We start from the raw sequence: 24894 nt of genomic DNA on the forward strand, positions 1-24894 counted from the left end.
GACGCTGCGCGCGCAACGGGACGGGAGCCGTCAGGCCTCTTCCTTCGGCGGCAGGTCCTTGACCGCCTGCGGGTCGTTGTCGGTCTGGCCGACCTTGGAGGCCCCGCCCGGCGAGCCCAGCTCCGCGAAGAAGTCAGCGTTGATCTGCGTGTACTGGGACCACTGGTCCGGAACGTCGTCCTCGTAGTAGATGGCCTCGACGGGGCAGACCGGCTCACACGCACCGCAGTCCACGCACTCGTCGGGGTGGATGTACAGCATGCGTGCGCCCTCATAGATGCAGTCGACCGGGCATTCCTCGATGCATGCCTTGTCTTTGATGTCGACGCAGGGTTCAGCAATCGTGTAGGTCACTGAGGTTCTCCTCGGTCTGCTCTATTCGGTGTGGCTGTGTGTCTCACGGGGCAACTGGGAACGCCTAGTATCCGATGCCGGTTACCGGATAGCCGACTCAGTGTGCCCTAACTTGTCGCCCATCGGAGCACCGGTCCGCACATGGTGTTCCGCGCGGTTACTGATACTAGACGTTTCGTATATTAGCGAGCTACACCGGCAGTGTCCTTGCCGACACCGTCGGCGGGTCACCAGCGGCAGTACGTCGGCTTTCAGGCCGCAAGATCGGCGTAGGTCGTGGTGCGCTGCCGCGCCGGGCGGCCGATGCTCGCGGCGATGGCCACCAACTCCTCCGCGGACTTCGCCGAGCCGTTCTCCGAGCCCGCCATCCGGGAGATCGTCTCCTCCATCAGCGTGCCGCCCAGGTCATTGGCTCCGCCCTGCAGCATCACCTGGGTGCGCTCGACCCCCAACTTCACCCACGACGTCTGGATGTGGGAGATCCTGCCGTGCAGCATGATCCGTGCCAGCGCGTGCACCGCCCGGTTGTCCCGGTGCGTCGGGCCCGGACGCGCGCCACCGGCCAGATACAGCGGTGAGGACTGGTGCACGAACGGCAGCGGCACAAACTCGGTGAAGCCACCGGTGCGGTCCTGGATACCGCGCAGCACGTTGAGGTGCCCCACCCAGTGTTTCGGGGTGTCGACATGGCCGTACATCATCGTCGAGCTCGACCGCAGTCCCACCTCGTGCGCGGTGGTCACCACGTCGATCCATTCCGAGGTGGGTAGCTTGCCCTTGGTCAGCACCCAGCGCACCTCGTCGTCGAGAATCTCCGCCGCGGTGCCGGGGATGGACCCGAGGCCGGCCTCGCGCAGCGAGGTCAGCCATTCGCGTACCGACAGCCCGCTGCGGGTCACGCCGTTGGCGATCTCCATCGGCGAGAAGGCGTGCACGTGCATCGACGGCACCCGCGCTTTGACCGCCCGCACCAGATCGGCGTAGCCCGTGACCGGCAGTTCGGGATCGATCCCGCCCTGCATGCAGACCTCGGTCGCCCCGGCGACATGCGCTTCCCAGGCACGGTCGGCGACCTCGGCGGTGGACAGCGAGTACGCGTCGGCGTCGCCCTTGCGTTGCGCGAACGCACAGAATCGGCAGCCGGTGTAGCAGATATTGGTGAAGTTGATATTGCGGTTCACCACATACGTGACGTCGTCGCCAACGGCCTCCCGCCGCAGCGAATCAGCAAGAGCGGCAATGGCATCCAGGGCCGGACCGTCAGCGGTGGCCAAAGCCAGGTATTCGTCGTCGCTGCAGCCGCCCGGGTTGCGCTCGGCCGACCGCAGGGCCGCCAGCACATCGGTGTCGATCCGCTCGGGCGCACGGGCAGCCAACTCGGAGACCTTCTCCCGGATCGACTCCCAGTCGCCGAAGGCGCTACCGAGATCGCTGCGCGTCTCGGTCAGCCTGCCCTCGGTGTCGATGGCCGAGTGGAGGTCGGTGCGTCCCAACGACTCTGATGCCTCGTCGGGCTCCTGCCAGGGCCGGCCGACCGGCTTGGTGTCGAGAGCCCACCCGGTGTCCGGGTCAGCCAGGGCATCGACGTGCCCGCGCACCCGCGGATCGATCCAGGCCGCACCCGCCTGCACATACGACGGCTGGGCGGTAAGTCGTTCCACCAGTTCGTAACCCGCCGCGGCGGTCACCTCGGCCAGGTCGTCCAGCGCCGGCCACGGCCGTTCCGGGTTGACGTGATCGGGGGTCAGTGGAGAAACCCCACCCCAGTCATCGACGCCTGCAGCGACCAGCGCCAGGCATTCCTCCCGGGAGACCAGATTCGGTGGCGCCTGGATACGCATCTTCGGGCCGAGCACCAAGCGGCTCACCGCGATGGTGGCCAGGAATTCGTCGATCCCGGCATCGGGCACCGCGGCCATCGCGGTGTGATCCTTGGCCCGGAAGTTCTGCACGATCACTTCCTGAACGTGCCCGAACTCCTTGTGAGAGCGGCGGATCGCATGCATGGTTTCGGCGCGCTCAGTCAGGGTCTCGCCGATGCCGACCAGCAGCCCGGTGGTGAACGGAATCGACAACCGGCCCGCGTCATCGAGGGTGCGCAGCCGCACCACCGGATCCTTGTCCGGGCTGCCGTGATGCGCCAGACCCTTCGTTTCGTACAGGCGCCGCGAGGTGGTCTCCAGCATCATGCCCATCGACGGGGCCACCGGCTTGAGCCTCGACAGCTCCGTCCAGCTCATCACGCCGGGATTCAGGTGCGGCAGCAGGCCGGTCTCTTCGAGCACCCGGATCGCCATGGCACGCACGTAATCCAGGGTCGAGTCATAGCCGCGCTCGTCCAGCCACTGCTTGGCCTCGTCCCAGCGGGCCTCCGGCCGATCACCGAGGGTGAAAAGCGCTTCCTTACAACCCAACTCCGCGCCGCGCCTGGCGACGTCGAGGATCTCGTCGGGTTCCATGAACATGCCCTTGCCCTCGGCGCGCAGCTTGCCGGGCACGGTGACGAAGGTGCAGTAGTGGCAGGTGTCGCGGCACAGATGGGTCACCGGGATGAACACCTTGCGCGAATACGTCACCGGTAGCCGCCCACCCTTGCCCCGTCGGCCGGCCGAGTCCAAGCCGGCGTCGCGCACCCGGGCCGCGCTGGCGCACAGGTCGACGAGGTCGTCACCGCGGGCGGTCATCGCGATCGCCGCTTCGTCGACGTTGAGCGCGACACCGTCTCTGGCGCGACGCAGGACACGTCTGAGCGCCGCAGATGACGGAGCATCAGTCCGCGGCGGAACCACCGGCGTTGGCAGCGGACTACTTGGCTGCGAGTTCAGGGCCACTCCCCGGTAACCGTCGGCAGCAGAGAAATCATCCGCGCGTCTCACAATCTGAAACTCGGGCGACGGGCATAGGCCACACAGTAGTCCTCACGCTTGGCTGCGCGGCCCCACCCGCCGGTCCCTCTCGGTCATCGGGACACGGCCGAGAAATCTGTACCACTGACGCGCGCGCAACGTAGATTGTCGGTGTTAGCTGTGTTCGAAGCAGGGAGTTCGTCATGACCGTGTCCGTCCGTTCATATCTGACCGCCGGCGTGGCGGCAGCAGTCGTCGGCGCCATGGCGTTCGCACCCGTGCAGCCATCGACCCCTACCGTGCTCTCGGTTGACGCGCTCCGGCTCGCCGGCGCGGTGGAGCCGCTGGTCAAACAGGTCAACAACGCCGCAGCGACGTTGGGCCAGGCCGACCCGGGCACGGCGCCTCAGCAACCCCTGGCTGCGGCCTCGGCGACCGCCAACAACAACGCGTCGGACGCTATCGACGCGGCCTACAACGTGATCATGTACTGGGCCGACTACTGGGCCAACGACTTGGGCCCATATTTACTGGGGTGGGTTCCGTTCGGCTATCTCATCAGCGACCAGATCCAGATCTGGTACAACACCTTCACCGTGCCGGTGTCCGCCAGCTTCGTCTACGACTTTCTCGACCCGGTGGTCAACGACTTCTGGAACCCCGCGGTGTGGAGTGCCGGCCTGACAGCGCTCGCCCAGACCACCTTCAACAGCTTCGGCGCCACGGTGAACCAGGAGATCGCCTACGTCATCAGCTTGCAGTGGTTCCCGATCCCCCTGCCGCCCCTACCGCCGCTGCCGTTCGCCGCACTGAAGACGCCCGCCGCGGCGGCGAGTGCTGAGACAGCCGTCGCGAAGACCACCGACACGCCGAGCGCCAAGTCGGGCACGGGTCATTCCGGCCGGCCGCAGGTGGCCAAGCAGACGACCGACGCAGTTGACGACACGACCGTCGCCGAAACGGTCACCGGGACAACCGCATCGCCGGACTCCACTCTGAAGGCCGCCGCAGCCACGAAGTCGGCCAAAGACGACAACGCCGCGAACTCGGGCAAGACCGGTTCGGCCAAGTCCGGCGCCGACACCGGGAAAAAGAAGTCGACGGCGGGCTCGGCGCGCAGTCACGGCGCCACATCGGCAAAGGGTGACGGCTAGGAATTACGGTTCCCGGGTGCGTCGCCAAAGGAAGAGCGCCGGCGGGGCTGCGCCCAGGGCCAGAAAGAACAGCACGGAGTAGGCCATCACCCCTGGGCCGCCGAACACGATGTCACCGCCCGGCCCGCCCAGCGTCAGCCCCGCAACGGTGACCAGCCACGTCAGCAGCGGCAGCGCGGCAAGCCGGGGGGACTCCGTCCAGTGCCCGGCCGCCCACACCAGGGCCAGGTTCACCAATCCACTGACCAGCGCGCTGATCGGAACGGGAAAACCTCCGACATAGAACGGCAGCAGCAGAGCGCCGGCGACAGCGGAGATCACGCCGTCGACGGCCAGCAGCGCGAGCACCACGCCGCGGACGGCCGGGGCGGTCGCGCCCGGGTCCTGCGTGACCTCGACGGAACGTTTGGTGGCGGTCAGGTCGGGATGCTGTCGAGCAGCGACACCAGCGAGCCGACCACCCATTGGAAATTGTCGGCCCGGTCCTGCCAGTGCTGCAGGTTGGGATCGAGGTCGGGGTCCATGGCCGTCCCTTCGTCGCGCGTGCACCGAAGCCTACCCCGTGCGGACGTGCTTCAACCTACTGCCCGAGATCGAGCCCGCCCAGAAGGTCGGTCTCCCAACCTCGCTCGTTGGTTGGGCCCACCACGCCGTCGACGAGCACGTAGTGTTCGGCGGCCAGCACGGGCAGCACAAGTTTGTTGGACAGCGTGAACGCCCGCCGGGTGGGGCCGACCAGCATCTGTGTGGCGTGTGCGGCGACGGCGTCGACCTTGGCCTCGACATGCTCGGGCGCCTCAACGATCGCGGTGACCTTGTCGTCGGGAAAGCCGAATTCGACGTCGGGGGGCGGCATGATCCAGTCGGCCAGCACATCCTCGGGCCCGAGTGCATTGACGCCGTCGCGAAAAGCGCTGGCGCAGATGACACCCCAGTAGAACTTCGGCACCTTCCACGTCGCGGCGGCGACCGCGGCGGTGGTGATCTTGTGGGTCTGCACATGGTCCGGGTGGCCGTAGCCGCCGCCGGGGTCATAGGTGGCGACGACGTGCGGCCGCAGTTCGTCGATGACCTCGACCAGGAGGGCGACGGCTTCGTCGAAGTCGGCGTCGACGAACTTGGTCTGGTTGCGTGCGGGAGTGCCCGGCATGCCGGAATCGCGCCACTTGCCGGCCCCGCCCAGGAACCGCGGGCCGGAGACGCCCAGCGCCGCAAGCGCGGCCGTCAGTTCGCCGATCCGGTAGCCACCCAGTTGGTCGGCTTCGTCGACCCCGAGGCGCAGCCACCGCTCGTCGATGATCTCGCCCTCTTCACCGAGGGTGCAGGTGAGCACGGTGACATCGGCGCCGCGTTCTACGTAGCGCGCGATGGTGACGGCGTTGTTCATCGTCTCGTCGTCGGGGTGGGCGTGCACGAACAACAACCGCGGAGTCTCCTGCTCAGCCACGTGCGACACCCTACCGCCGCCAGTGACATAGATTCGGCCCGTGAACCGGCGCGACCTGGAGTTCGGCTGTGCGGTCCTGGCGATCGGGCTGCTGGCCGGGCTTGCGGGCGCCGCGACCACGCTGTTGCTGCACGCCGTCGAACACCTCACCTTCCACTACAGCTTCGGGACACTTCTTGAGGGCGTCACCGGGTCGAGCCCGGTGCGCCGCGCGGTCGGCCCGACGGTCGGCGGTGCGCTGGCCGGTTTGGGCTGGTGGCTGCTGCGGCGCCGGACCCGGGTGCCGTCACTCTCGGAAGCCATCAGTGCCCGCGGGCCGTTGCCGCGGCTGGCGTTGTCGCTCGACGCCGGCCTGCAAGTTCTGCTGGTGGGCACCGGTGCCTCGCTGGGTCGGGAAGGAGCACCGCGGCAGTTCGCCGCGGCGCTCGGCGATCTGGGCACGTCGAGGTGGGCGCTCACTGCCAGTGACCGTCGAATTCTGTTGGGCTGTGCGGCCGGAGCGGGCCTGGCAGCGGTGTACTCCGTGCCGATGGGCGGCGCCCTGTTCGCGATCCAGATCGCGCTGCCCGGAGCCGCCGGGCCGGCGACATCAGGCGGAAGCTGGAGCCTGCGCGCGGTGGGGACCGCGATGATCACCTCGAGCATCGCGGTGGCGGTGGCCGCCCCGGTCACTCACCTCGAGGTGCCGCTGCATTGGCCCGATCCCGAGCTGTCGTATTTGCTGACCGGATTCGCCGTCCTGATCTCACCGCTGGCGCTGGCAGTCGGCCGCGGCTTCAACCGGTTGATGGCCTACACCAAAGGCCATCGGGTCGGTGACTCATGGCTGCTGATACCGGCGATCGCGGCCGCCGGGCTGTTGGTCGGCGTGCTGTCGCATTGGTGGCCCGAACTGCCGGGCAACGGCAAAAGCGTGCTGACAGTCAGCGTCGCGTCCGGCCTGACCCTGGCCTCGGCCGGCGTCATCCTGCTTCTCAAGCCGCTGGTGACAGCGGTGTTCCTGCGCGCGGGCGCGGTCGGCGGCATGCTCACTCCCGCGTTGGCGACCGGCGCGGCGATGGGGTCGGTGGTGGCCGTGGTGGTGAATACCTGGACGCCGATGACGGTCAGCGTGCCGGCGGTGTCACTCGCCTGTGCCGCGGGGGTGCTGGCAATCACGCAGGGCGCCCCGGCCTGGGCAGCGCTGTTCGTGTGGGAGCTGGCCCGCCCGCCGTGGTGGCTGCTGATCGTCTTCGCCGCCGCCGCGTACGCCGCGAGTCTGCTCGACGGATTCCTGCGGCGCCGCCGAGAAATTCAGTTGAACTCCCCAGCGCGCCACTGACAACTGCGGCCGCATCGGGTAGAAGGACTCAGGTGGAGAACTTGCCGCTTCCCCCGACCGCAGGCTCATCGATTCAACGCGCCATGGAACGCCGGCTGCTCCGGCGTTCGATCGCCAGCGGTGAGATCACCATGCCCGCCGTGCCAGGCATGCTCGAGGCGTATGTGACCATGTGCGCCAACCTTTTCGGGACACTGGGCAGCGAATTCAGCGCCGAGCAGATCGACGAACTCCGCGGCATCCTGCATGCCCAGTTGACCGAAGCGTTCACCGCCTCCCCGCGTTCGGAGATCGTCATCTCCTACAGCGCCCCCGTCGGAACGGTGTTGAGCTACCACGTGAAAAGCCGGTGGTGGACGGTTGAAGGCGCGTACGAGAACTGGATCGCCACCCGCGAACCGCCGCTGTTCGGTTCGGAGCCGGACGCGCGGGTGTGGGCACTGGCCACCGAGGCGGCCGATCCCCCCTCCTTCCCGATCCTGGATCTGGGTGCCGGAACCGGACGCAACGCACTCGCCCTGGCGCGGCGCGGCCATGCCGTCGACGTGGTGGAGCTGACGGCCTCGTTCGCCGAAAGCATCCGCGCGGCCGCCCAGAGCGAGTCGCTCGCCGTTCGCGTGTTGCAACGCGACATCTTCGCGACGGCCGACGACCTCCGCCGCGACTACCAATTGATTTTGCTGTCGGAGGTCGTGTCGGACTTCCGGTCCACCGATCAGCTGCGCGGGATCTTCGACTTGGCCTCGCGGTGCCTGGCCCCCGGCGGCCGCCTGGTGTTCAACGCGTTCGTCGCGCACCGCGACTACATCCCCGATGACGGGGCACTTCAGCTGGGCCAGCAGTGCTACACCACGATCTTCACGCAACACCAGATGGCCGATGCATTGGCCGGGTTTCCGCTGACCCTGGTGTCGGACATGTCGGTCTATGACTACGAGAGGGACCATCTGCCGGCCGGGACCTGGCCGCCGACCAGCTGGTACGCCGAATGGGTCAGCGGGCAGGACGTGTTCGACGTCCCCCGCGACGAACGTCCGGTCGAGATGCGCTGGCTGGTGTACGAGAAGTCGAGCACACCACCTACGTGACGCACCGAAATTAGCCGGTTTGTGCGTATTCAAACTCCCTTAGCCGCCCTTAAGGTTTCCGGGAGAACTAATTGGGTTGGCTCCCAAGGATTTTGTGCCCTCACCTCGGTGAATGAGGGTTCTCGGGCAAAAAAATTCTCAGGCGGAGTCTTTACCCTTATCAGCCTTTTCTCAGGTATCGTTCTTGTAGCCGGTGCCGCAAACATGGATAGGGAGACGGCATGCGACGGGCGTTGGGGCCAGTCCTTACTACAGGAGTGGCACTCGTGGCGGCGACTGTGGTCGTGGCCAACCCCCTCGCGCCTCCGTCCAGGGACATGCAGATTTCGACCACCCAGTTGTCGACCAGCCCTGATCTGCTCAGCCCGTCGGACAAATCCCTGCTCAGCGCGTTGACTCCCAAGGTGGCCGTGTCCGATATCGGCCCGGCGCTTGCGCAGATTCTGGCCGCCCTCGCCGCCGACGCCGACCGGATCAGCCGCGAGGTCAGCTCGGCGATCAACCCGGAGCCGGTCGTAATTTCGGCGCTGCCCGAGCAAACCGCGTATCGGCCCGAACCCGTCGTTCCGGCCTTCGTCGAGTCGGCGAATGCCACTCCTGCGGCGCCCACCAGCTTCGCCTCCGCGGTCGTCAGCTCTGAGGTCGTAAAGGCACTGAACGGCCTGGTCCTGGACACCTCCGTTCTCAGCGGGAAGGTGGTCGAGGCTGCCTATGCCGTCGTCGACGTGATCTTGCGGGTGCCTCAGTACGTCATGACCGCCGCTCTGGACGTCCTCAAAGGTGATATCGCCGGCGCGCTGGACACCGTCAAAGCCGCACTCAACGCGATCTGGGCTCCCGGGCTGACCATTCTCGACGGCATCCGGGACTTCTTGTACGGCCGAGCCCCTGCGCCCATCCCGCCGCCCGCAGCATTCAAGACTGTCGCCGCATCGGCCACTGTGAGCTCCGGCATCGACACCACGCAGACCGAGAGTGACCCGTCGCCCAGCACCGGCACCGCGACGACGTCGTCGTCCGGCCGCGACAAGGCTGACTCCGCGCGCAAACGCGACACGGCGCCGTCGGCCGCGAGCCTGAAGCCGAGCGCGACGAAGTCGGCCGACACAGGCACGGACATCGGTACCTCCACCAAAGAGCCCGGCAGCAGCAAGCCGGCGACAGGCACAACACGCTCCACCGCCGGGTCGGGCCGGGCCTCGAAGAACTCCGCGAGCGCCAGGTCGTCGTCCGACTGAGCCGCCCGGCGCCGGGCGAAGTGGTTCACCGCTCAACCAACCCGCGCCAGATGTCCGCAACTCGCCGCTTATCAATTTGCTGTCGGGTAGGTTTTGCCTGGTCGGTACACCTTGGCGAAGGAGCCAGAAATGCCTGCCGCTGTCAACGCGTTCTATCGGACCACCATCGCGCTCGCCGGGGCGAGCGTCGTCGCCGCCAGCCCGCTGATCCCCAGCCACACCGCGCCCATCGCATCGGTGCAGCTCCCCCAGATCCAGCTCACCGACCTGAGCGTTCCGGCGCTCGGCGCCATCCCCTATCAGATCGGCATCAACATGCTCGGCGACTTCATCGCCGCAGCGCCGATCCTGCTCGGCAGCACCCAGCAGTGCGCGACCGTCTGCCTCGGGCCGAATACCCCGGCGCCGGACCCGAACTACGCCCCCTTCACCGGCTGGGGTCTCGTGGGTCTCGGCAACGGGCTGATCACCAGCCCGGCCGCATTCTTCGCCGCGCTGCAAGCCGGCCAGAATGCCGCCCAGGCAGTGGGCGTGGCACTGCTCGCCATCCAGGTGCCGATCGCCAACACATTCAGCCTGCTTCTCGCGCCGCGCATCCCGGCCGGGGGCTTCGAGTTGCGGGCCACGCTGGACCGTGCGTTCGCGGCCTACAAACACGCCGTCGACTACGGGGTCAACATCGCCGCCCAGGCCTTCGTGACCGGCCCGCTGACGGTTTTGGCCGGCGCGGTCGAGGGGACGACGGTGTTCGCCGGAACCCTGGCCCAGACCGGTGACGTCGCGGCCGCTTTCGCCGCCGGCCGCATCCCGTTCCAGAACTCGATCCGGACTGCCACCACCGACCTGGTCAACGAGATCAACGAGGGCCGTACGACCATCTACGCCGACCTCACCGCGGGACCCGGAGCAACCACCCGGCCGATACCCACGGTGACACCGCCGGCCGGGGCGGCCCTGCGGCCGGCCAACAAGACCACCTCGGTGAAGGCGAGCCCGGCCGACGCCACCGCCGGCAACGGCAAGTCCGCTGCCAAGAGCAGCGGCGTCGCGGGGTCCAAGCGAGCACACAAGGCCGCCGCCGGCGGGTAGGCCTACTGCGCGGCTTTGGCCCAACGGCCGGCGTCACCGACGATGCCGACCGGCACCGCCCCGCTCAGGCTGACGTTCTGCACGCTTGGGCCGACAGCGACGATCGTGGTGTCCTGCAGAATCGGCAACACTGCCGATAGGTTCCACAACCGAGGTTCGACCAGATCGATGACGTCGCCGATCTTGGCCGAACCATCAAGCGCCGCTTCAATATTGGGCTGAATGCTGCGATCGCAGATGCCGGTGAGGTTGGACGGCGCCTGCACCAGCGCACCGGATTCCGGGGCGGGCGGCGGCGGGCTCGTCGGCGTCATAGTGGTCGTGCTGGGCGACGGAGTCGTCGACGGCGTTGGCGATGTGCTGGCCGTCGTGCTGGTCGGGGCGGCCGTCGACACCGCCGTCGCCTCCAACGCGGGGCAGCCGTAGCGGGAGGCCAGCGCGGTGGCCAGGTCACCGCCTGCAGCGTGCCAGCCGACGATGGCGTCGACCCGGTTGTTCACCAGCGCGTCCCCGTAGAGCACGGGCGGATCCAGCGGCAGCACCGTCGCGGCGATCCCGACACTGCGCAGCTGATCGGCCGCGGTGTTGGCCACCGCCACCGCCGTCGGGTCGTTGGCCGCCACACCGATCACCAATGACAGGATCTCGCCGTCCTTGCTGACCCGCCCCCGGGTGAGCTCCGGCGGCCCGGGCTGCGGTGTCGGGGTGCGCGAGCCGGCCGACGGCGGCGACGGCACCGGAGATTCGGTGGGTGTGCGGTCGATCTGGAAGCCGACCTGTTCGAGTAGTTCCAGGGAGCGCTGCTTGCCAAGCGCCGGCGGCGCGGTGGGTACATAACCCGGATCGCTCGGGGCGCGCACCTGGGCCTGGGCCAGGGTGACGGTGTTGTCGCTGCCCGCGCCCACGGCGGCCAGCAGGTCGACGTCCAGCAGACCCAGAATCGCTTTGCGCACAGCAGGATCCGCCAGTTTGGGCTCGCTCGCCCGCAAGGTCATCTGCATGACGCGCGGGGTGACGATCCGCGCGGTGCGCACGTCGGGGATCGCCGACAGCTGGGCGAATGCCGCGGCGCCGCCGTGGACCTGCGCCACCTGAGTGTCGCCGTTGCGGATCGAATCGGCCAGCGCGGCGGGCGCGCCTGCGCGGCGGAACAGAATCTGGTCGGGGTGGGCCGGCGGTCCCCAGAACCTGTCGTTGCGCGCCAGCAGGATCTCGTCGCGTTGCGGGTCGATGTTGTCCACCCGGAACTGGCCCGCCGTCACCGGCATCGCGCGGGCCAGGCCGGCCGGGAAACCACCCGGCACATCCTTGACGATGTGGGCGGGCAGCAGGTCATTGAACAGTTCTCGCCACGCCGGGTACGGCTGGGCGAACGTCACCACCGCGGTCTTGCCGCCCTCGATCGACTGGACGCCAGTGATCAGGTCGTAGCCGGCAGGGTCGACCACGCCGGGCTGGCTGACCATCTGGCGCCAGAGGTACCAGAAGTCGTCGGCGGCGATCGGGGCGTTGTCGGTCCACGACGCTTCGGGCCGGATCTTGTAGGTGACGGTGAACGGGTTCTGGTTGGTCACCTCCGCCGAGACCAGCAGCGTCGGATCCATCTCCCAGCGGGAGCCGGTCGGCGTCGCGGGATCCGGGATCGGGCGGAACGAACTGGGCAGCACCAGCGCGCTGATGGCGGCGTTCACCGGGGATTGATCCGACAGCAGGTGCGGATTGAACCCGGCGCCGATCGAGTCGATGCCCATGATGATCTGGGTGGCCCGGGCCGGTGGCGGGGGCGGCGAATTCGTCGTCTCGGTGCTTTGCGGCGCGGGCGGCGGACTGACCGTACAGGCCGCCGTGACCAGCACGGACAGCAGTACAGCCAGGGCTTGCAGGCTGCGCAGTCCGGTCGGCACGCCCATCAGAGTAGCGATAGGTCGCAGGTCAGCCCCTGGCCTTGGCCCGAGCCTTCGCGCGCGCCCGGAGGGTGGCGTCGAGTTCGACCTTGCGGACCCGGACGATCTCCGGGGTCACCTCGACGCACTCGTCCTCGGCGCAGAACTCCATCGCCTGCTCGAGGCCGAGTTCCAGCGGTCGGGCCAGCGTCTCCATCACATCAGCGGTGGACGAGCGCATATTGGTGAGCTTTTTTTCGCGGGTGATGTTGATGTCGAGGTCCTCGGCCCGCGGGTTGATCCCCACGACCTGGCCCTCGTAGGTCTCCTGGCCGGGCTCGACGAAGAACTGCCCGCGGTCGGCGAGCTGGATCATCGCGAACGGGGTGATCTGGCCGGTGCGGTCGGACACCAGCGAGCCGGTGTGCCGGGCCCGGATCTCCCCCGCCCACGGGCGGTAACCGTCGAACACCGCGTTCGCGATGCCCGTGCCGCGCGTGAGCGTCAAGAAGTCGGTGCGGAACCCGATCAGCCCGCGGCTGGGCACGATGAAATCCATTCGTACCCAACCGGCGGCGTGGTTGGTCATCTCTTCCATGCGGCCCTTGCGCGCGGCCATCAACTGGGTGATGGCGCCGACGAATTCCTCGGGGCAGTCGATCGTCATCGCCTCGAACGGCTCGTGCAGCTTGCCGTCGATGGTGCGGGTCACCACCTGCGGCTTGCCGACCGTCAGCTCGAAGCCTTCGCGGCGCATCTGCTCGACGAGCACCGCCAGGGCCAGCTCACCGCGGCCCTGGACTTCCCAGGCATCCGGGCGCCCGATGTCGACGACCTTGATGGACACGTTGCCGACCAGTTCGGAATCCAAGCGGGACTTGACCATTCGCGCGGTCAGCTTGTGCCCGGACACCTTGCCGGCCAGCGGCGAGGTGTTGGTGCCGACGGTCACCGAGATCGCGGGCTCGTCGACGTGGATGCGCGGCAGCGCGTGGGCGTGCTCGGTGTCGGCGAGGGTGTCGCCGATCATGATCTCGGGAATGCCGGCGACCGCGACGATGTCACCGGCGATCGCCTCGTCCGTCGGGGTGCGTTCCACGCCCTCGGTGACCAGCAGCTCGGTGATCTTGGCGTTCGTGATGACGGGGTGCCCGTCGACGTCACGCATCCAGGCGACCTGCTGGCCCTTCTTGATGCGGCCCTTGTAGATCCGGATCAGCGCGAGCCGGCCCAGGAACGCCGACGCGTCCAGGTTGGTCACCAGGGCCTGCAGCGGCGCCTCGGGATCGCCCTGCGGCGGCGGGATGTGCTCGAGCAGGACGTCGAACAACGGGTCGAGGTTCTCTCCGTCAGGGTTCTCGCCGTTGGCCGGTTGGGTGGTGCTGGCGATGCCCGCGCGGCCGGAGGCGTACAGCGTCGGCAGGTCCAGTGCCTTCTCGGCGGCGGCCTGTGCCTCCTCGTCGAGATCGGATGCGACGTCGAGCAACAGGTCGTGGCTCTCCTCGACGACCTCGGCGATGCGAGCATCGGGCCGGTCGGTCTTGTTGACCACCAGGATCACCGGCAGGTGGGCGGCCAGCGCCTTGCGCAGCACGAACCGGGTCTGCGGCAGCGGGCCCTCCGAGGCGTCGACCAGCAACAGCACCCCGTCGACCATGGACAACCCGCGCTCCACCTCGCCGCCGAAGTCGGCGTGACCGGGGGTGTCTATGACGTTGATCACTGTCATCGAACCATCGGGGTGATGACGGTGCACGGCGGTGTTTTTCGCCAGGATCGTGATGCCTTTTTCCTTCTCCAGATCACCGGAGTCCATCAGGCGTTCGATCGCGTCGTCGCCGCGGTGCGTCAGGGCACCGGACTGCCGCAACATGGCGTCCACCAGCGTGGTCTTGCCGTGGTCGACGTGCGCCACAATGGCGACATTGCGGAAGTCTTGGTTGGTCACGTGCCTCATTCTCGCAGCGCAGGTGCCCTTTTGCGAAAACGAGGCAGCACCAGTAGGGCCGCACCGAGGAAACACAGTGCACCGAGGAAGGTGCCCAGGTTGGCCGCCAGCTCGTCCTCGGTGATCCCGGTGCGCCGCACGAAGGCACCCACCGCCGAGACCCCGAAGGCGATCGAGCCGACCATGTTGATCCATTCGGCCTGCCAGTCCCGCGAGCCCAGCGCGATGATGCCGACCGCGATCGTGGCCGCCGCGACACCCAGGGCAGCGCTCACCAGAAACGCGACCGACCCCAGGGCGTCCGGGGCCCACACATAGTGGCGACGAACCCCGGTCGCGTGCGCCCACACCGCGGCGCCGGTACTGATGTTGAACAGCACTGTCCCGGCGAATTGAATTGCTGCCGAGAGCCATTCGAGCTTGCTCGCCGGCTTGGCCAGCATCAGCTGCATGCCGGCCGCCGCGGTGAAGAACCAGGAGCCGACGAAGCAGAGCCAGTTGGCGGCGCCCGCACCGGCGACGGCCGAGAAGCCGGGGACCGTGGCCGAGGCGAAGAAGGCCGAACCGACCGCGAACAGCCAGCATTGCCGCGAAAGTGTCGCCAGCGTGCCCATCCTGGGCATTCCAACAGGCATTCCACACCATTCGCAAACCTGGCGGGGCTACCGTGAATCAGTACCGTCAAAGGAGGTTCGATATGACGGTCTATGAGGTTCTCACCGTCGCAGTCATCGTCGTGCTCGGGACGGCGGCGACCGCCGCCATCTACCTCGGGCTGCTCAACTGGATCGGCGCGGCTTATGTCGTGCGTTGCGCGGGTTGCCGCCACCTGACGGTCGCCGCAGACCGCCAGCAGCCTCAGACATGCGCACACTGCCGCCATCCGGTGCTCATGCATCCGGTGCACGCCGCGCACCACCCGCGACAGTTCGCCGACGTGCGGGTTGTGCGCGACCGGTTGAAGTACTAGGAATCCGCCCCGACGCCATGGTGGGGATTGCCATGACGCCGGGGCGGTGCACGCGCCGGGGGTAGCGCGCGAGTGGATGCTGTGCGGCCCCGTTGGCTCTCCTCCGCGGGGGCCGCACAGAGATCGAGGTGGCGGTCAGCCCCACATTCCGGCGGCACGACGGTCGGCATCCGCTACGTCGGCCGCCCCGTCCCGTACCGCGACACCCAGGCGCACCAGGATGTCCCGCAGCGCCGATGCGGACTGCTGCCACTGCACCTGTTCGGCCTGATACGCGGCCGCGGCATCTCTGGTCCACACCTGCTGAAGCGGCGCGATCTGGCGGCTCAGATCGTCCAAGGCCGCGCCGAGGCGCGCCGACGTGCCCTGGATGTCGGCAAGGACGGCCGCGTCGATCTCGGCGAAATCGTAGGAAAGGATGGGGTCCACAGTCATGCTCCTTCGCTAGAGATCGGCGGTAACGGCGGCGATGCGCTGCGCATGAAGTTGCGTGGCCTCCCGCAGTTGATGTTCGTTGTTGCGAATCGTGTCGGCGATCCCGGCCAACGCTTGTGACAGCTTGGCCGACTCGTCATTCCAGTGCGCGACGACGGTCCTGAATCGGGCGGCGGCCACGCCGCCCCACACTGTCGGCGGTACAGCCTCCATCCTGGTGATGAAGCCCTGCAACAGAACCCGTATCTCGTCATTGCGGGTATCGGCGGCCGCAGCGACGGAGCGCATCAGATCGAAGTCGGTGCTCAGAGTCGTCACGATGATCCTTAGAGTCGAGTTGTGCAGTCTTACAATAGATTCGACGCTCACGAGGCGCGATTGGTTCCATCCACTTCGCGCGCCGTTTCGATCGCCTGCTCGCAGGCCCGGGCGACCGTATCGGGCCGACCAGGTTCGCTTTGGCAGCCGATGCTTATTCGGGTCGAGCCGTCCAGAATGACCGCCCAGCGGATCTCACGGGAGATCCGAAGTTCCCGGTAGGTGACAGCCGGGCGTCCGCCACGCCGGTCCGCGGGGTTGAAGTCGACGAACACTTCCCCGGACTGCACGTTCACCGCCTTGCTCAACACCTCGGCGGCTCGTGCCAAAGTATCTCCGGGAGAATAGGATTGGGTGACGTGCAGGGCGACGTTCGATTCGGTCAGCGAGCTGGCCTGGACGCGGCGCGAGCCGGGGCCGGCCGTGATCCGGGTGACCACCCAATCAGATGGGATCCGCACAGCGATGCGGCCTTCGACGATGAGAACAGCGTTGGAGGTCGGCGCCGGGGTCCGATTTCGTGCGACGGTGACTCCAATTGCACAGAGGGTCAGTGCCATCCCGGCCGCCACGAGTAACGGTCCCCGCCAGCGTCGTCGCGGGGCCGAAGCGACGGTGGACCGGGCTCCCGGCAGCGGCGTCGCCGGACCGCGGATGCGTACCATCCGGGCGTCGACGCCACGGTGCCGCAGGACGGCACGCAGGCCGCGGGCATACTCCCCCGACCCGGGCACGGTCGGTGGGGCATCGATGAGAACCGCAGTGCCAGGCCGCGTCTCGATGATCGCGGCCACGTCCGCCGGAGTATCCGTGCGAGTCTGTATCACCGGTGTGAGCCCACCGGCGCTGATCGCGATGAGATCATCGGCGATCTCGACCACGGTGGCCACTTCACCGTCGGCGAGCACCGCCGATCGTGGCCGCGCATGGACCTCGGCGGCAACCGTCGCGGCTGCATCGACGATCTTGGCGACCCGGTCTTCGGTCCACCAGGTCGGATGCACAACAGTCATTGATTCGCAGTGCCTTTCGGCACTCGACGCGATGATTCTGCGCCAAAGGTCGGCGACGGCGACGGGCCGTTCGCGAAAGAGCACCACCGTGTCGTCGATGCCGGCCAGTGCGACGGCGACCAACTCTGCCTCCACCGGTGATCGCGAACGTGGCGAAAGTCGTGTCACCGCCGACGGGCCGACCTCCAGAACCATGTCGGTCACAGTGGACACCAGCCAACCTGGATCAGCTGCGCACCCGCCCGGGCCACCAGCAGACCGCGTCCGGGCGGCTGTGCAGCGGCGCGGTGGGGTCCGATCAGTGGGCTGTCTTCGGGGCTTCCGTCCATCAACAGCACGCCGCCGCCACTGTCACGCAGATGCATGAGCAGCGGTTCGAACATCGCCCGTGCGGATCCCGCGCACCGCCGCGCGACGACCATGTGTAAACCGATGTCGGTAGCATGTGGCAGCAGGGCGAGCAGCGGATTCAGCGCATCCGGTGAGGTGGCGGCGACGACGTCGTAGTCGTCGACCACGACGAAGATTTCCGGTCCGCTCCACCACGATCTGGCCCTTAGCTGCTCGAGTGGAGTGTCGGCGGAGGGAATCCTGCTCTGCAGCAACGAGATCAGGCTGGAGAGTCGATCAGCGAGTCCACGTTCGGAGAACGTGTAGTCGAGCACGTGCGGCGAATCGGCGAGGCCGAGCAGGTCACGTCGGTAGTCGACGACGAACAACTGCGCGGGCCGTGCCGTCACACGACGGATGATCTCACCGCACAGTGTTCTCAGTGCCGCGGTCTTACCGCATCCGCGCTCGCCCAGAATCAGAAGGTGCGCCTCTCGGCTGAAATCAATAGCCACCGGCGCGAAGTCGGCTTCCCCGAGTCCGAGCAGGATCCGGTCCGAGTCCTCGCCGGCCAACTCGATCACCTCGGTGAGGTCGACGAGTGCGGGTAGCAACCGGACCCTCGGAGCCCGCCACGACCCGGTCGAGTCGACGTGGACTCCGTCGGGCATGGCGATCAGGAAATGGTTGCCTTCGCGGGTGATGCCACGCCCGGGCACACCGATCGGAACCAGTGCCGCCTGCTTGCGGTCCATCTCGGAGTCGATCGGATCCCCCAGCCGCAGTTCGATTCTGGTACCGATCTGGTCCCTGAGAGCGGGTCGGATGTCGGCCCAGCGGCCGGCCGTGAGGATCAGATGGATTCCGAACGACAGACCGCGAGCGGCGATGCCGCCGAGCATCGTCTCGAGATCGGGATACTCCTCTCGCAGGGTTGACCAACCGTCGACGACGAGGAAGACGTCGCCGTACTCGTCGTCGCCGGTGCCAGATTCGCGCGCGGACAGGATCGCCGCCACATGGCTGAGCGTCCGGCGGACCAGCGCGGTCTCACGTCGGCCTGCCACCGTGCCCACATGCGGAAGCCGCCGGAGTATCTCCAGCGCACCGCCACCGAAATCGATGCAATAGAACTGAATCCGGCGAGGTTCGGTGCCGACAGCCAGCGCGGTGATCAGCGTGCGCACCGTGGTGGACTTGCCGCTTTGTGGCGCGCCGATCACTGCGACGTGACCGGCGGCACCCGCGAGGTGGACCACCATCGGCGCCTGTCGCTGCTCGAACGGCAGGTCGATGATGCCGATCGCAGCTGTGAGGTCGCCGGCTGAGACAGGCGCCAGTTCGGCAAGGTTCGCAGACCCACTCAGCGGAGGCAACCACAGTCGGTGCGCCGGATTGCCCAGTCCTTCGTACCGGTCGACGATCGCAGCCAGGGCGGTCGGGTGTGTCGCCGCCTCCCTGTCCGGCACCGGTGGCGGACTGTCGGAGGTGAACAGCGGGACGGTGGCGGACGACGGGGTGGTGCGGGCGCGGTGTGGCGCCGGGCCACCGAGGTACATTGCCTGGAACCGCACCAGCCGCCCGTCGCCGGTACGCAGCAGGGCAGCTCCAGGGGCGGCCGGAAGCTCGGCGGCGTCCGCGACACCGAGCACCGCCCGAGACTCGGCTGCCGTCGCGGTCTTCATGCAGATGCGGTACGACAGATGCGATTCGAGGCCGCGCAGGCGTCCCTCGTCGAGCCGCTGACTCGCCAGCAGCAGGTGCACGCCCAGTGAGCGGCCGACCCGCCCGATCATGGTGAAGAGATCGGCGAAGTCCGGCTGTTGAGCCAGCAGTTCGGCGAACTCGTCGACGACGACGAACAGAGCCGGCAGCACCGGTAGGCTCGGATCGGTGCTCCGGTGTCGCTGGTAGGCGGCGAGGTTGACCGCATTGGCGGCCCGGCGCAGAAGCTGTTGGCGGCGGTGGATCTCGCCACCGAGCGCGTCCTTGGCACGAGCGACCATCGGCGCGGCGTCGGCGAGATTGGTGATGACGGCCGAAACATGATTCAGGCTGTCCAAACCGAGAAACGTCGCGCCGCCCTTGAAGTCGATGAGGACGAGGTTCAGGTCGTCGGGTGAGTGGCGGGCGATCAGCCCGGCCACGATCGTGCGCAACAATTCGGACTTCCCCGAGCCGGTCGCACCGACGCACAACCCGTGCGGGCCATGTCCGCCATCGGCAGCTTCCTTGATGTCGAGGTCGACCCGTTCACCGGCCGTCGTGGTACCCAATGCCACCCGCAATCGTTGCGGTCCGGGCAGCGGACACCAACTCGGTTCCGCATCAGACCATTTCGCGGTGAGGTCGGTGTCGGTATCCCGGTGCCGCGCCAATCGGCGTGCGCACACCCGCGCCTGCACGGTCGTCATACCGTCGACGGTCGCGAACTCCTCGACCATCTCAGCGCCGCGCACCGCGAGTGTGTCGCCGTCGACCCGCAAGCACAGGGCGTCTGCGGCGAGCCCCACGTCCCCGACCGCGATGACCGTTGCACCGGGCCCGACGTGTGCTCGGTGATCGACGCCGTCGACGACCACGACCCGGTGGCGGCCACGAGCATCGACATCGACGTTGTGCGGCAACCACTTCAGCCAATCCCACTCGTGCCGATGGCCGGCGTCCGCATGCGCCGACATCACCACGATCTGCGGGCTGTGCAACGTCGCCAGCTGACAGACCATCGCGCGGACCAGGGATCGCGCACCTGTCGAATCGCCGGCGACGACGAGCACGCCCACCCCGCGCAGCGCCACCGCGACCGGCAGGTCGTCAAGCGTGGCGTGGTTGCGGACGAGGTGCCGCAGCGCATCGGCCGTCACCGGGTCCAGCTCGTCCACGGGGCCGACCGGCGGCAGCACCATGCGGCGCGCCAGCCGCTGTCGGCCCGCGCCGACGCGGACATGACAGAAGTCCGAATCGGTATCGCGGCGCTCCCACATCCGCGGCCCACCCACCAGCGTCCACAACGTCGCCGGCGCCGGATGAACCCACTGCAATGCTGCGTACTGGCGTTGCGCTGCCTCCTCCAGCTGCTCACCGAGCCGGTCGAGGTGACCCAGATAGCGTCTGCGGTGCTGATCGAGACTGGCGCCGGATCGCCGACTACCCGCGTGCAGTGCCATGCCGATGGCCGACACCAGCATCATGGCCGGCATCAGGACCGGCGCCGCGCCACGGGAGGCCATACCCGACCCCCACACCACCGCGCCGACGGCCACCATCGCAGCGACGCCGATCACCGGCGCGAACCACGAGATGGCCGACGGTGATTCGATCCGCGGCAACGCGCCGACGACCAGATCGTCGGTCGGGAACTCCGGCGCCAACCGGGCGGGCCGATCCATGCACGGACGGTAGACACCGCCGGTAGGTGCGGGCAATTCACCTGTGGACAGCGGAGTTCGACAACTCTGCTGGATCGCTACCGTCCGCTGTCATGGCTGCCACCGACCAGACGTGCCGGGTGTCGATCCGCACCACCGACCGCGAAGCCGACGTCGAGCTGCCCGCCCAGATCCCGATCGGCGAACTGATGCCCGCGCTGGTCGACCTGCTCGGCGCAGACCAGTTCGGGGGCGGCGATCCTCATCTCACCCGGGTGTGTGGGGGGCGGCTCGACCCGGCAGCGACACTCGCCCGATACGCGATTCCCGACGGCGAGCTGTTGATCCTCGCGACGGAGGTTCGGCCGCTGCCGATCACTCGTGTCGATCCCAGCGACATCGTCGAGGGCGAGATAACGGCCATGGCGCAACCGATGTGGCGACTCACCCGGAGCACAGCAGGATGGTGTGCGCTGGGATGGGTGGCCGCGGTGCTGCTGGTGTTTCTCGGGCAACCGATCCTGGATCCGGAAGCACGTCGGCATCCCGTGATCGGTGCACTGGCCGCGCTTCTCATGCTCGCGGGTGCGGTCGCCGTACATCGAGGCGCACCAACGCGGGCGGGCGCGGTGAGCTTGGGCGTGCTGGCCGCGGCATTCGCCGGCGTGACGGCGGCGCTGGCTCACCCGGGACGGCCCGGTATGCCGGCATTTCTGCTGGCGATGGCCGGGATCGCGTCGGCGTCGATGTTCGCGTGGCGCATATTGAGCTGCGCTCCTTCAGTTTTCGTGTCCATCGCCGCGACTGCGATGGCGTGTTCGAGTGCCACGGTGGGCGCGGTGATGGGATGGTGGCCAACGGCCACCGTAGGGCCGATGCTCGCGGCCGCATCGCTGGCCGTCCTGGCGGTGTCGGCGCGACTGGCGGTGCACAGTTCCGGCCTGGCGAGGGCCGGTCTGGCTGACGTGGACCTCGCCGCCCGGGCGCGAGCCGCTCACCGCCGGCTGGCCGTGGTCGTGGTGTCCGCGGCTGCGACGGCAGCCCTGGGCGCTGCGCTCACCGCAGTGACCACCGCGTATCCCGTCATCGCGGGAACCTTCATCGCGATCGTCGCGGCCGATCTACTCATCCGGGCTTCCCGGCAGGTCGGCTCGTACGCCGTTGCAGCGCAGATGATTTCCGCGGCCGTGGCGGTGACGGTGCTGGTCGGCCTGTGCATTGCTGAATGGCCGCCGAGTGCGCCGTGGCTGTGCGGCGTCCTTCTGCTCATCGCGGCGGGCGCGATCGGGGTCGCGCAGCGTACGCCGGGGCGGCCCTCCGCTGCGATGAGCCGGGCGATCTCGGCGCTGGAGCTTCTTCTCGGCGCGGCGATCGTGCCCGCTGCGGTCGCGGCGGCCGGAGCTTTCGGCGGTCTCACCCAGATCGGATTGCCTCGATGAACTTCATTTTCCGCATCGCGACGGTACTCGGCGCGGTGCTGCTCGTCTCGGCGCACTGCGCGCCACCGGCGTTGGCAGTCACTCCACCACCGATCGACAATTCCCTGCTGCCGCCACCCGCGCCGCCCGCTCCACCGCAGCCGACCGAACGGCGTCAGGCGTGCACGGTGCCACCTCCCATCACGAAATCCGGCGTATCGGCAACGCAGCTGGCACGTTTCGACATGGCAGCACTGTGGCGGCTGACGCGCGGGGCCGGCCAGCGGGTGGCTGTGATCGACACCGGGATCGCGCCACATCCCCGGTTGTCCGGTGTCGTCGCCGGTGGCGACTATGTCTCGACCGGCGACGGCCGACAGGACTGCGACGGGCACGGGACCGTGGTGGCGGGAATCATCGCAGCGGAACCCGACCCGGCGGATGCGACCGGGTTCACCGGGATCGCGCCGGAGGCAACCCTGATCACGATTCGGCAGTCCAGCAACAAGTTCGGCCCGCTGGCGAATCCCTCCGAACGCGGCGTCGGCGATGTCGGCACGCTGGCCATGGCGGTGCGCACCGCCGCCGACATGGGTGCGTCGGTGATCAACATCTCGTCGGTGGCCTGCGCCGAGTCGGTTCTGGACGACCGCGCCCTCGGTGCTGCGCTGTCGTACGCTGTCGACGTCAAGGATTCGGTCGTGGTCGTCGCCGCGGGCAACGTCGGTGGCGACGGTCAGTGCCCGGGTCAGAACACCACCGCCGCGCCCACCGAGATCGCCAGCCCCGCTTGGTACGACGACTACGTCCTGGCCGTCGCCTCGGTGAGCGCCCGCGGCGCACCGTCGGAGTTCAGCCTCCACGGGCCGTGGGTCGATGTCGCGGCGCCTGGCGAAAACGTCGTGTCCCTGGATCCGGACGGCGACGGCGTGATCGACGCGATGCCCACGCCGGCAGGCCAGTCGGCGATGTCGGGGACGAGCTATGCGGCACCGGTGGTCGCCGGCTTGGTGGCCCTGGTGCGCTCACGTTTCCCTCGGCTCTCGGCGCGACAGGTGATGACACGCATCGAGACCACCGCACACCACCCGGCCGACGGGTGGAACGCCACAGTGGGCAACGGTGTCGTCGACCCCATGGCCGCACTGAGCGACCAAACCGCCGCACCTCCTCAGCCCGCACCACGGCCGTCCACGCCGCCCGCGTCGGCCGGCTCTGACATCCACCACGGGTACGCGGTCGTGGGAACCGCTGCAGCCCTGTGCCTCACCGGATTGGGCGCCGCCGCATCGAAGCGACTACGGCGTCGCGAGGAGGACGTCGCGACTGACTGATGCGGCGCCTCGGTCCAGCTGCGGACCGGCAGGCAGCGCGCCGATGATCGTCCATGGCGCGTCGGCCGGGGTATCGCTGAGCCCCAGCGCGGCGATCGCCGAATCATCCACGGGGAAGCGGACTCCCGCACTCGTGATGAGATATCGCCCCATCGCCGGCACGTCGGTGACGTCCAGGCTGGTACCGGGTGTCATCCGCACGACGTCGACGGCGGGCCCGTCACCGTCGGCGCCGGCCAGCGTCACGGCGCCGGGAGGTCCGGCGAGGTGCGGCCCGAGGGCGACGCCGCTACGGCCGGACAACCAGGTCGCGCAGAGGTCACCGACACCGCCGAGGAGTGCCGGAGGCTGATCGGGATAGGCACCCACCGGCAGGGCGTCGACGAGCGGGCTGCGCGCGATCAGTTCGGGTGGTACCTCGTCGATCTCGGCTGGTGCGGACGGGTCGGCGAACCGGATCAGCTCGGCAGCCAAGCGCCCGATGCGCTGAAGTCCGCCCGGGAGTGCGACGTAGTACTCGGACGAGTCCGTGCGCACCACCCGCATGACCGCACCGATCAGAACACCTCGGATCCCGGAAGGCTGCCCGATCCCCGCGATGCGCGGCGGGAGGATGGCCGGCACCTCGGGGATCGCGTTGAGCACCGTCGGCGAGACCGTGCGCACTGCCACCCCATCGATGCGCAACGCGCGTGCCGTGGCGGGGTCACCCGGATCGAACATGGCGCGCTTGCCGTCGTACAGCAGGTACGTCGACCCGTCGCCATGCGCCGCAGTGGCGACGACGGCGGTGTGCGGGTCGAGGTCGGGTGGTACCGAGTCCTCACCGGCGGTGACAGTGGTGTTCCCATCGGCATCGTCACAGAGGGCCCATCGCAGATCGGGGGGCGCCGTCGTCTGCCCTTGGGCGGACGGCGCACCGGGGATACCGAGCATGGGGCCACCGGCGGTATCCCGCAGCGCCGCCTCGTCAACCAGTTGTGGTGTCGCCGGGGAGCCGAGGATCAGACGAGCGGACGTGAGGTTGGCTACCGGACGCAGTCGGTCGTCGACCCGGACGAATAGAGCGCCGGACTGTCGCGATATCACCACCGCGGCGTCGCCGGGGATCGCGCTGCGCCCGGACGCCCCGAGGACCGCATCGGCGACCAACACCACGCAACCCACCCCGGACCCGACGAGCAGCGAGAGCTTCTGTGCGCGAAGGGGGTCCCGCCGGGGCGGCATCTTGCGCCCGAGAACCGCATACTCCAATCGGCGCTGCGCGAAGCGCTTCGCACTCCACTGAGCTCGAAGAAACGGGCCACCGGCCATCCCGGTGACGCTAGAGCAGTTGGCTA

20 protein-coding genes are annotated in these 24894 nt (G+C 68.2%); 8 read left to right on the forward strand and 12 right to left on the reverse strand.

The annotated features are described in order from the left end of the window. Positions 1–30: 30 nt before the first annotated feature. Positions 31–354 (reverse strand): ferredoxin, encoded by a 324-nt coding sequence (fdxA, locus tag AB431_RS23275; RefSeq protein WP_047331930.1) that lies wholly within the window; start codon positions 352–354, stop codon positions 31–33. Between the two features lie 251 nt (positions 355–605). Then, complete coding sequence (locus tag AB431_RS23280; RefSeq protein ID WP_047331931.1) at positions 606–3185, reverse strand: bifunctional FO biosynthesis protein CofGH; 2580 nt, start codon at positions 3183–3185, stop codon at positions 606–608. Positions 3186–3403: 218 nt separating this feature from the next. On the opposite strand from AB431_RS23280, the gene AB431_RS23285 reads away from it, so the two are divergent. Beyond that, positions 3404–4354 carry a hypothetical protein gene (locus AB431_RS23285; RefSeq protein WP_052960377.1) on the forward strand — a complete coding sequence of 317 codons (951 nt, stop codon included), beginning with the start codon at positions 3404–3406 and terminating at the stop codon, positions 4352–4354. Between the two features lie 3 nt (positions 4355–4357). Here the strand turns inward: AB431_RS23285 and AB431_RS23290 are convergent, their stop codons facing one another. Both AB431_RS23290 and mshB read right to left on the reverse strand, forming a co-directional pair. After that, a complete protein-coding gene (locus AB431_RS23290) occupies positions 4358–4819 on the reverse strand; it encodes a hypothetical protein (RefSeq protein ID WP_047331932.1) in 462 nt (153 codons plus the stop codon). Between the two features lie 115 nt (positions 4820–4934). After that, on the reverse strand, positions 4935–5801 hold the full coding sequence (gene mshB, locus AB431_RS23295) for an N-acetyl-1-D-myo-inositol-2-amino-2-deoxy-alpha-D-glucopyranoside deacetylase (RefSeq protein WP_082135949.1): 867 nt from the start codon (positions 5799–5801) through the stop codon (positions 4935–4937). A gap of 40 nt (positions 5802–5841) precedes the next feature. Between mshB and AB431_RS23300 the strand changes: the two genes are divergently transcribed. From AB431_RS23300 to AB431_RS23315, 4 genes are all read left to right on the forward strand, one after another. Next, positions 5842–7122, forward strand: a complete 1281-nt coding sequence (locus tag AB431_RS23300; protein ID WP_047331933.1) for a chloride channel protein — start codon at positions 5842–5844, stop codon at positions 7120–7122. A 32-nt stretch (positions 7123–7154) separates the two neighbouring features. Then, complete coding sequence (locus tag AB431_RS23305; RefSeq protein WP_047331934.1) at positions 7155–8210, forward strand: bifunctional 2-polyprenyl-6-hydroxyphenol methylase/3-demethylubiquinol 3-O-methyltransferase UbiG; 1056 nt, start codon at positions 7155–7157, stop codon at positions 8208–8210. Between the two features lie 266 nt (positions 8211–8476). Continuing rightward, the gene (locus AB431_RS23310; protein WP_144418350.1) at positions 8477–9448 is read left to right on the forward strand and encodes a hypothetical protein; all 972 of its coding nucleotides are present in this window, start codon (positions 8477–8479) and stop codon (positions 9446–9448) included. Positions 9449–9577: 129 nt separating this feature from the next. Continuing rightward, positions 9578–10537 carry a hypothetical protein gene (locus AB431_RS23315; protein ID WP_047331936.1) on the forward strand — a complete coding sequence of 320 codons (960 nt, stop codon included), beginning with the start codon at positions 9578–9580 and terminating at the stop codon, positions 10535–10537. Positions 10538–10539: 2 nt separating this feature from the next. Here the strand turns inward: AB431_RS23315 and AB431_RS23320 are convergent, their stop codons facing one another. Genes AB431_RS23320 through AB431_RS23330 form a run of 3 tightly spaced genes read right to left on the reverse strand, consistent with a single transcriptional unit; the run spans position 10540 to position 15003 of the window. Beyond that, the gene (locus AB431_RS23320; RefSeq protein ID WP_047331937.1) at positions 10540–12447 is read right to left on the reverse strand and encodes an ABC transporter family substrate-binding protein; all 1908 of its coding nucleotides are present in this window, start codon (positions 12445–12447) and stop codon (positions 10540–10542) included. 22 nt (positions 12448–12469) lie between these two features. Beyond that, entirely contained in the window at positions 12470–14368 is a 1899-nt protein-coding gene (typA, locus tag AB431_RS23325; RefSeq protein WP_235435742.1) for a translational GTPase TypA, read from the reverse strand. A 5-nt stretch (positions 14369–14373) separates the two neighbouring features. Further along, entirely contained in the window at positions 14374–15003 is a 630-nt protein-coding gene (locus AB431_RS23330) for a hypothetical protein (protein ID WP_235435743.1), read from the reverse strand. Between the two features lie 62 nt (positions 15004–15065). On the opposite strand from AB431_RS23330, the gene AB431_RS23335 reads away from it, so the two are divergent. After that, complete coding sequence (locus AB431_RS23335; RefSeq protein ID WP_047331940.1) at positions 15066–15338, forward strand: hypothetical protein; 273 nt, start codon at positions 15066–15068, stop codon at positions 15336–15338. Between the two features lie 135 nt (positions 15339–15473). On the opposite strand, the gene AB431_RS23340 is transcribed toward AB431_RS23335, so the two are convergent. From AB431_RS23340 to eccCb, 4 genes are read right to left on the reverse strand one after another with little or no spacing between them, the layout of a single operon-like run. After that, entirely contained in the window at positions 15474–15767 is a 294-nt protein-coding gene (locus AB431_RS23340) for a WXG100 family type VII secretion target (protein WP_047333730.1), read from the reverse strand. 15 nt (positions 15768–15782) lie between these two features. Next, positions 15783–16091 carry a WXG100 family type VII secretion target gene (locus AB431_RS23345; protein ID WP_082135781.1) on the reverse strand — a complete coding sequence of 103 codons (309 nt, stop codon included), beginning with the start codon at positions 16089–16091 and terminating at the stop codon, positions 15783–15785. A 47-nt stretch (positions 16092–16138) separates the two neighbouring features. Then, entirely contained in the window at positions 16139–17317 is a 1179-nt protein-coding gene (locus tag AB431_RS23350) for a type VII secretion-associated protein (RefSeq protein WP_144418351.1), read from the reverse strand. After that, complete coding sequence (gene eccCb / locus AB431_RS23355; protein ID WP_047331942.1) at positions 17305–20823, reverse strand: type VII secretion protein EccCb; 3519 nt, start codon at positions 20821–20823, stop codon at positions 17305–17307. Before eccCb ends, AB431_RS23350 begins: the two co-directional genes overlap by 13 nt. Before the next feature lie 92 nt (positions 20824–20915). Here eccCb and eccD point away from each other — a divergent pair, with 92 nt between their 5' ends. Then, positions 20916–22241 carry a type VII secretion integral membrane protein EccD gene (gene eccD / locus AB431_RS23360; RefSeq protein ID WP_047331943.1) on the forward strand — a complete coding sequence of 442 codons (1326 nt, stop codon included), beginning with the start codon at positions 20916–20918 and terminating at the stop codon, positions 22239–22241. Then, a complete protein-coding gene (mycP, locus tag AB431_RS23365) occupies positions 22238–23554 on the forward strand; it encodes a type VII secretion-associated serine protease mycosin (protein ID WP_047331944.1) in 1317 nt (438 codons plus the stop codon). The genes eccD and mycP overlap by 4 nt, the downstream gene beginning before the upstream one ends. Here the strand turns inward: mycP and eccB are convergent. Then, on the reverse strand, positions 23519–24868 hold the full coding sequence (eccB, locus tag AB431_RS23370) for a type VII secretion protein EccB (RefSeq protein WP_047331945.1): 1350 nt from the start codon (positions 24866–24868) through the stop codon (positions 23519–23521). The genes mycP and eccB overlap by 36 nt on opposite strands. Between the last annotated feature and the right edge of the window lie 26 nt (positions 24869–24894).

Source organism: Mycobacterium sp. EPa45 (assembly GCF_001021385.1).
Classification (GTDB): domain Bacteria; phylum Actinomycetota; class Actinomycetes; order Mycobacteriales; family Mycobacteriaceae; genus Mycobacterium.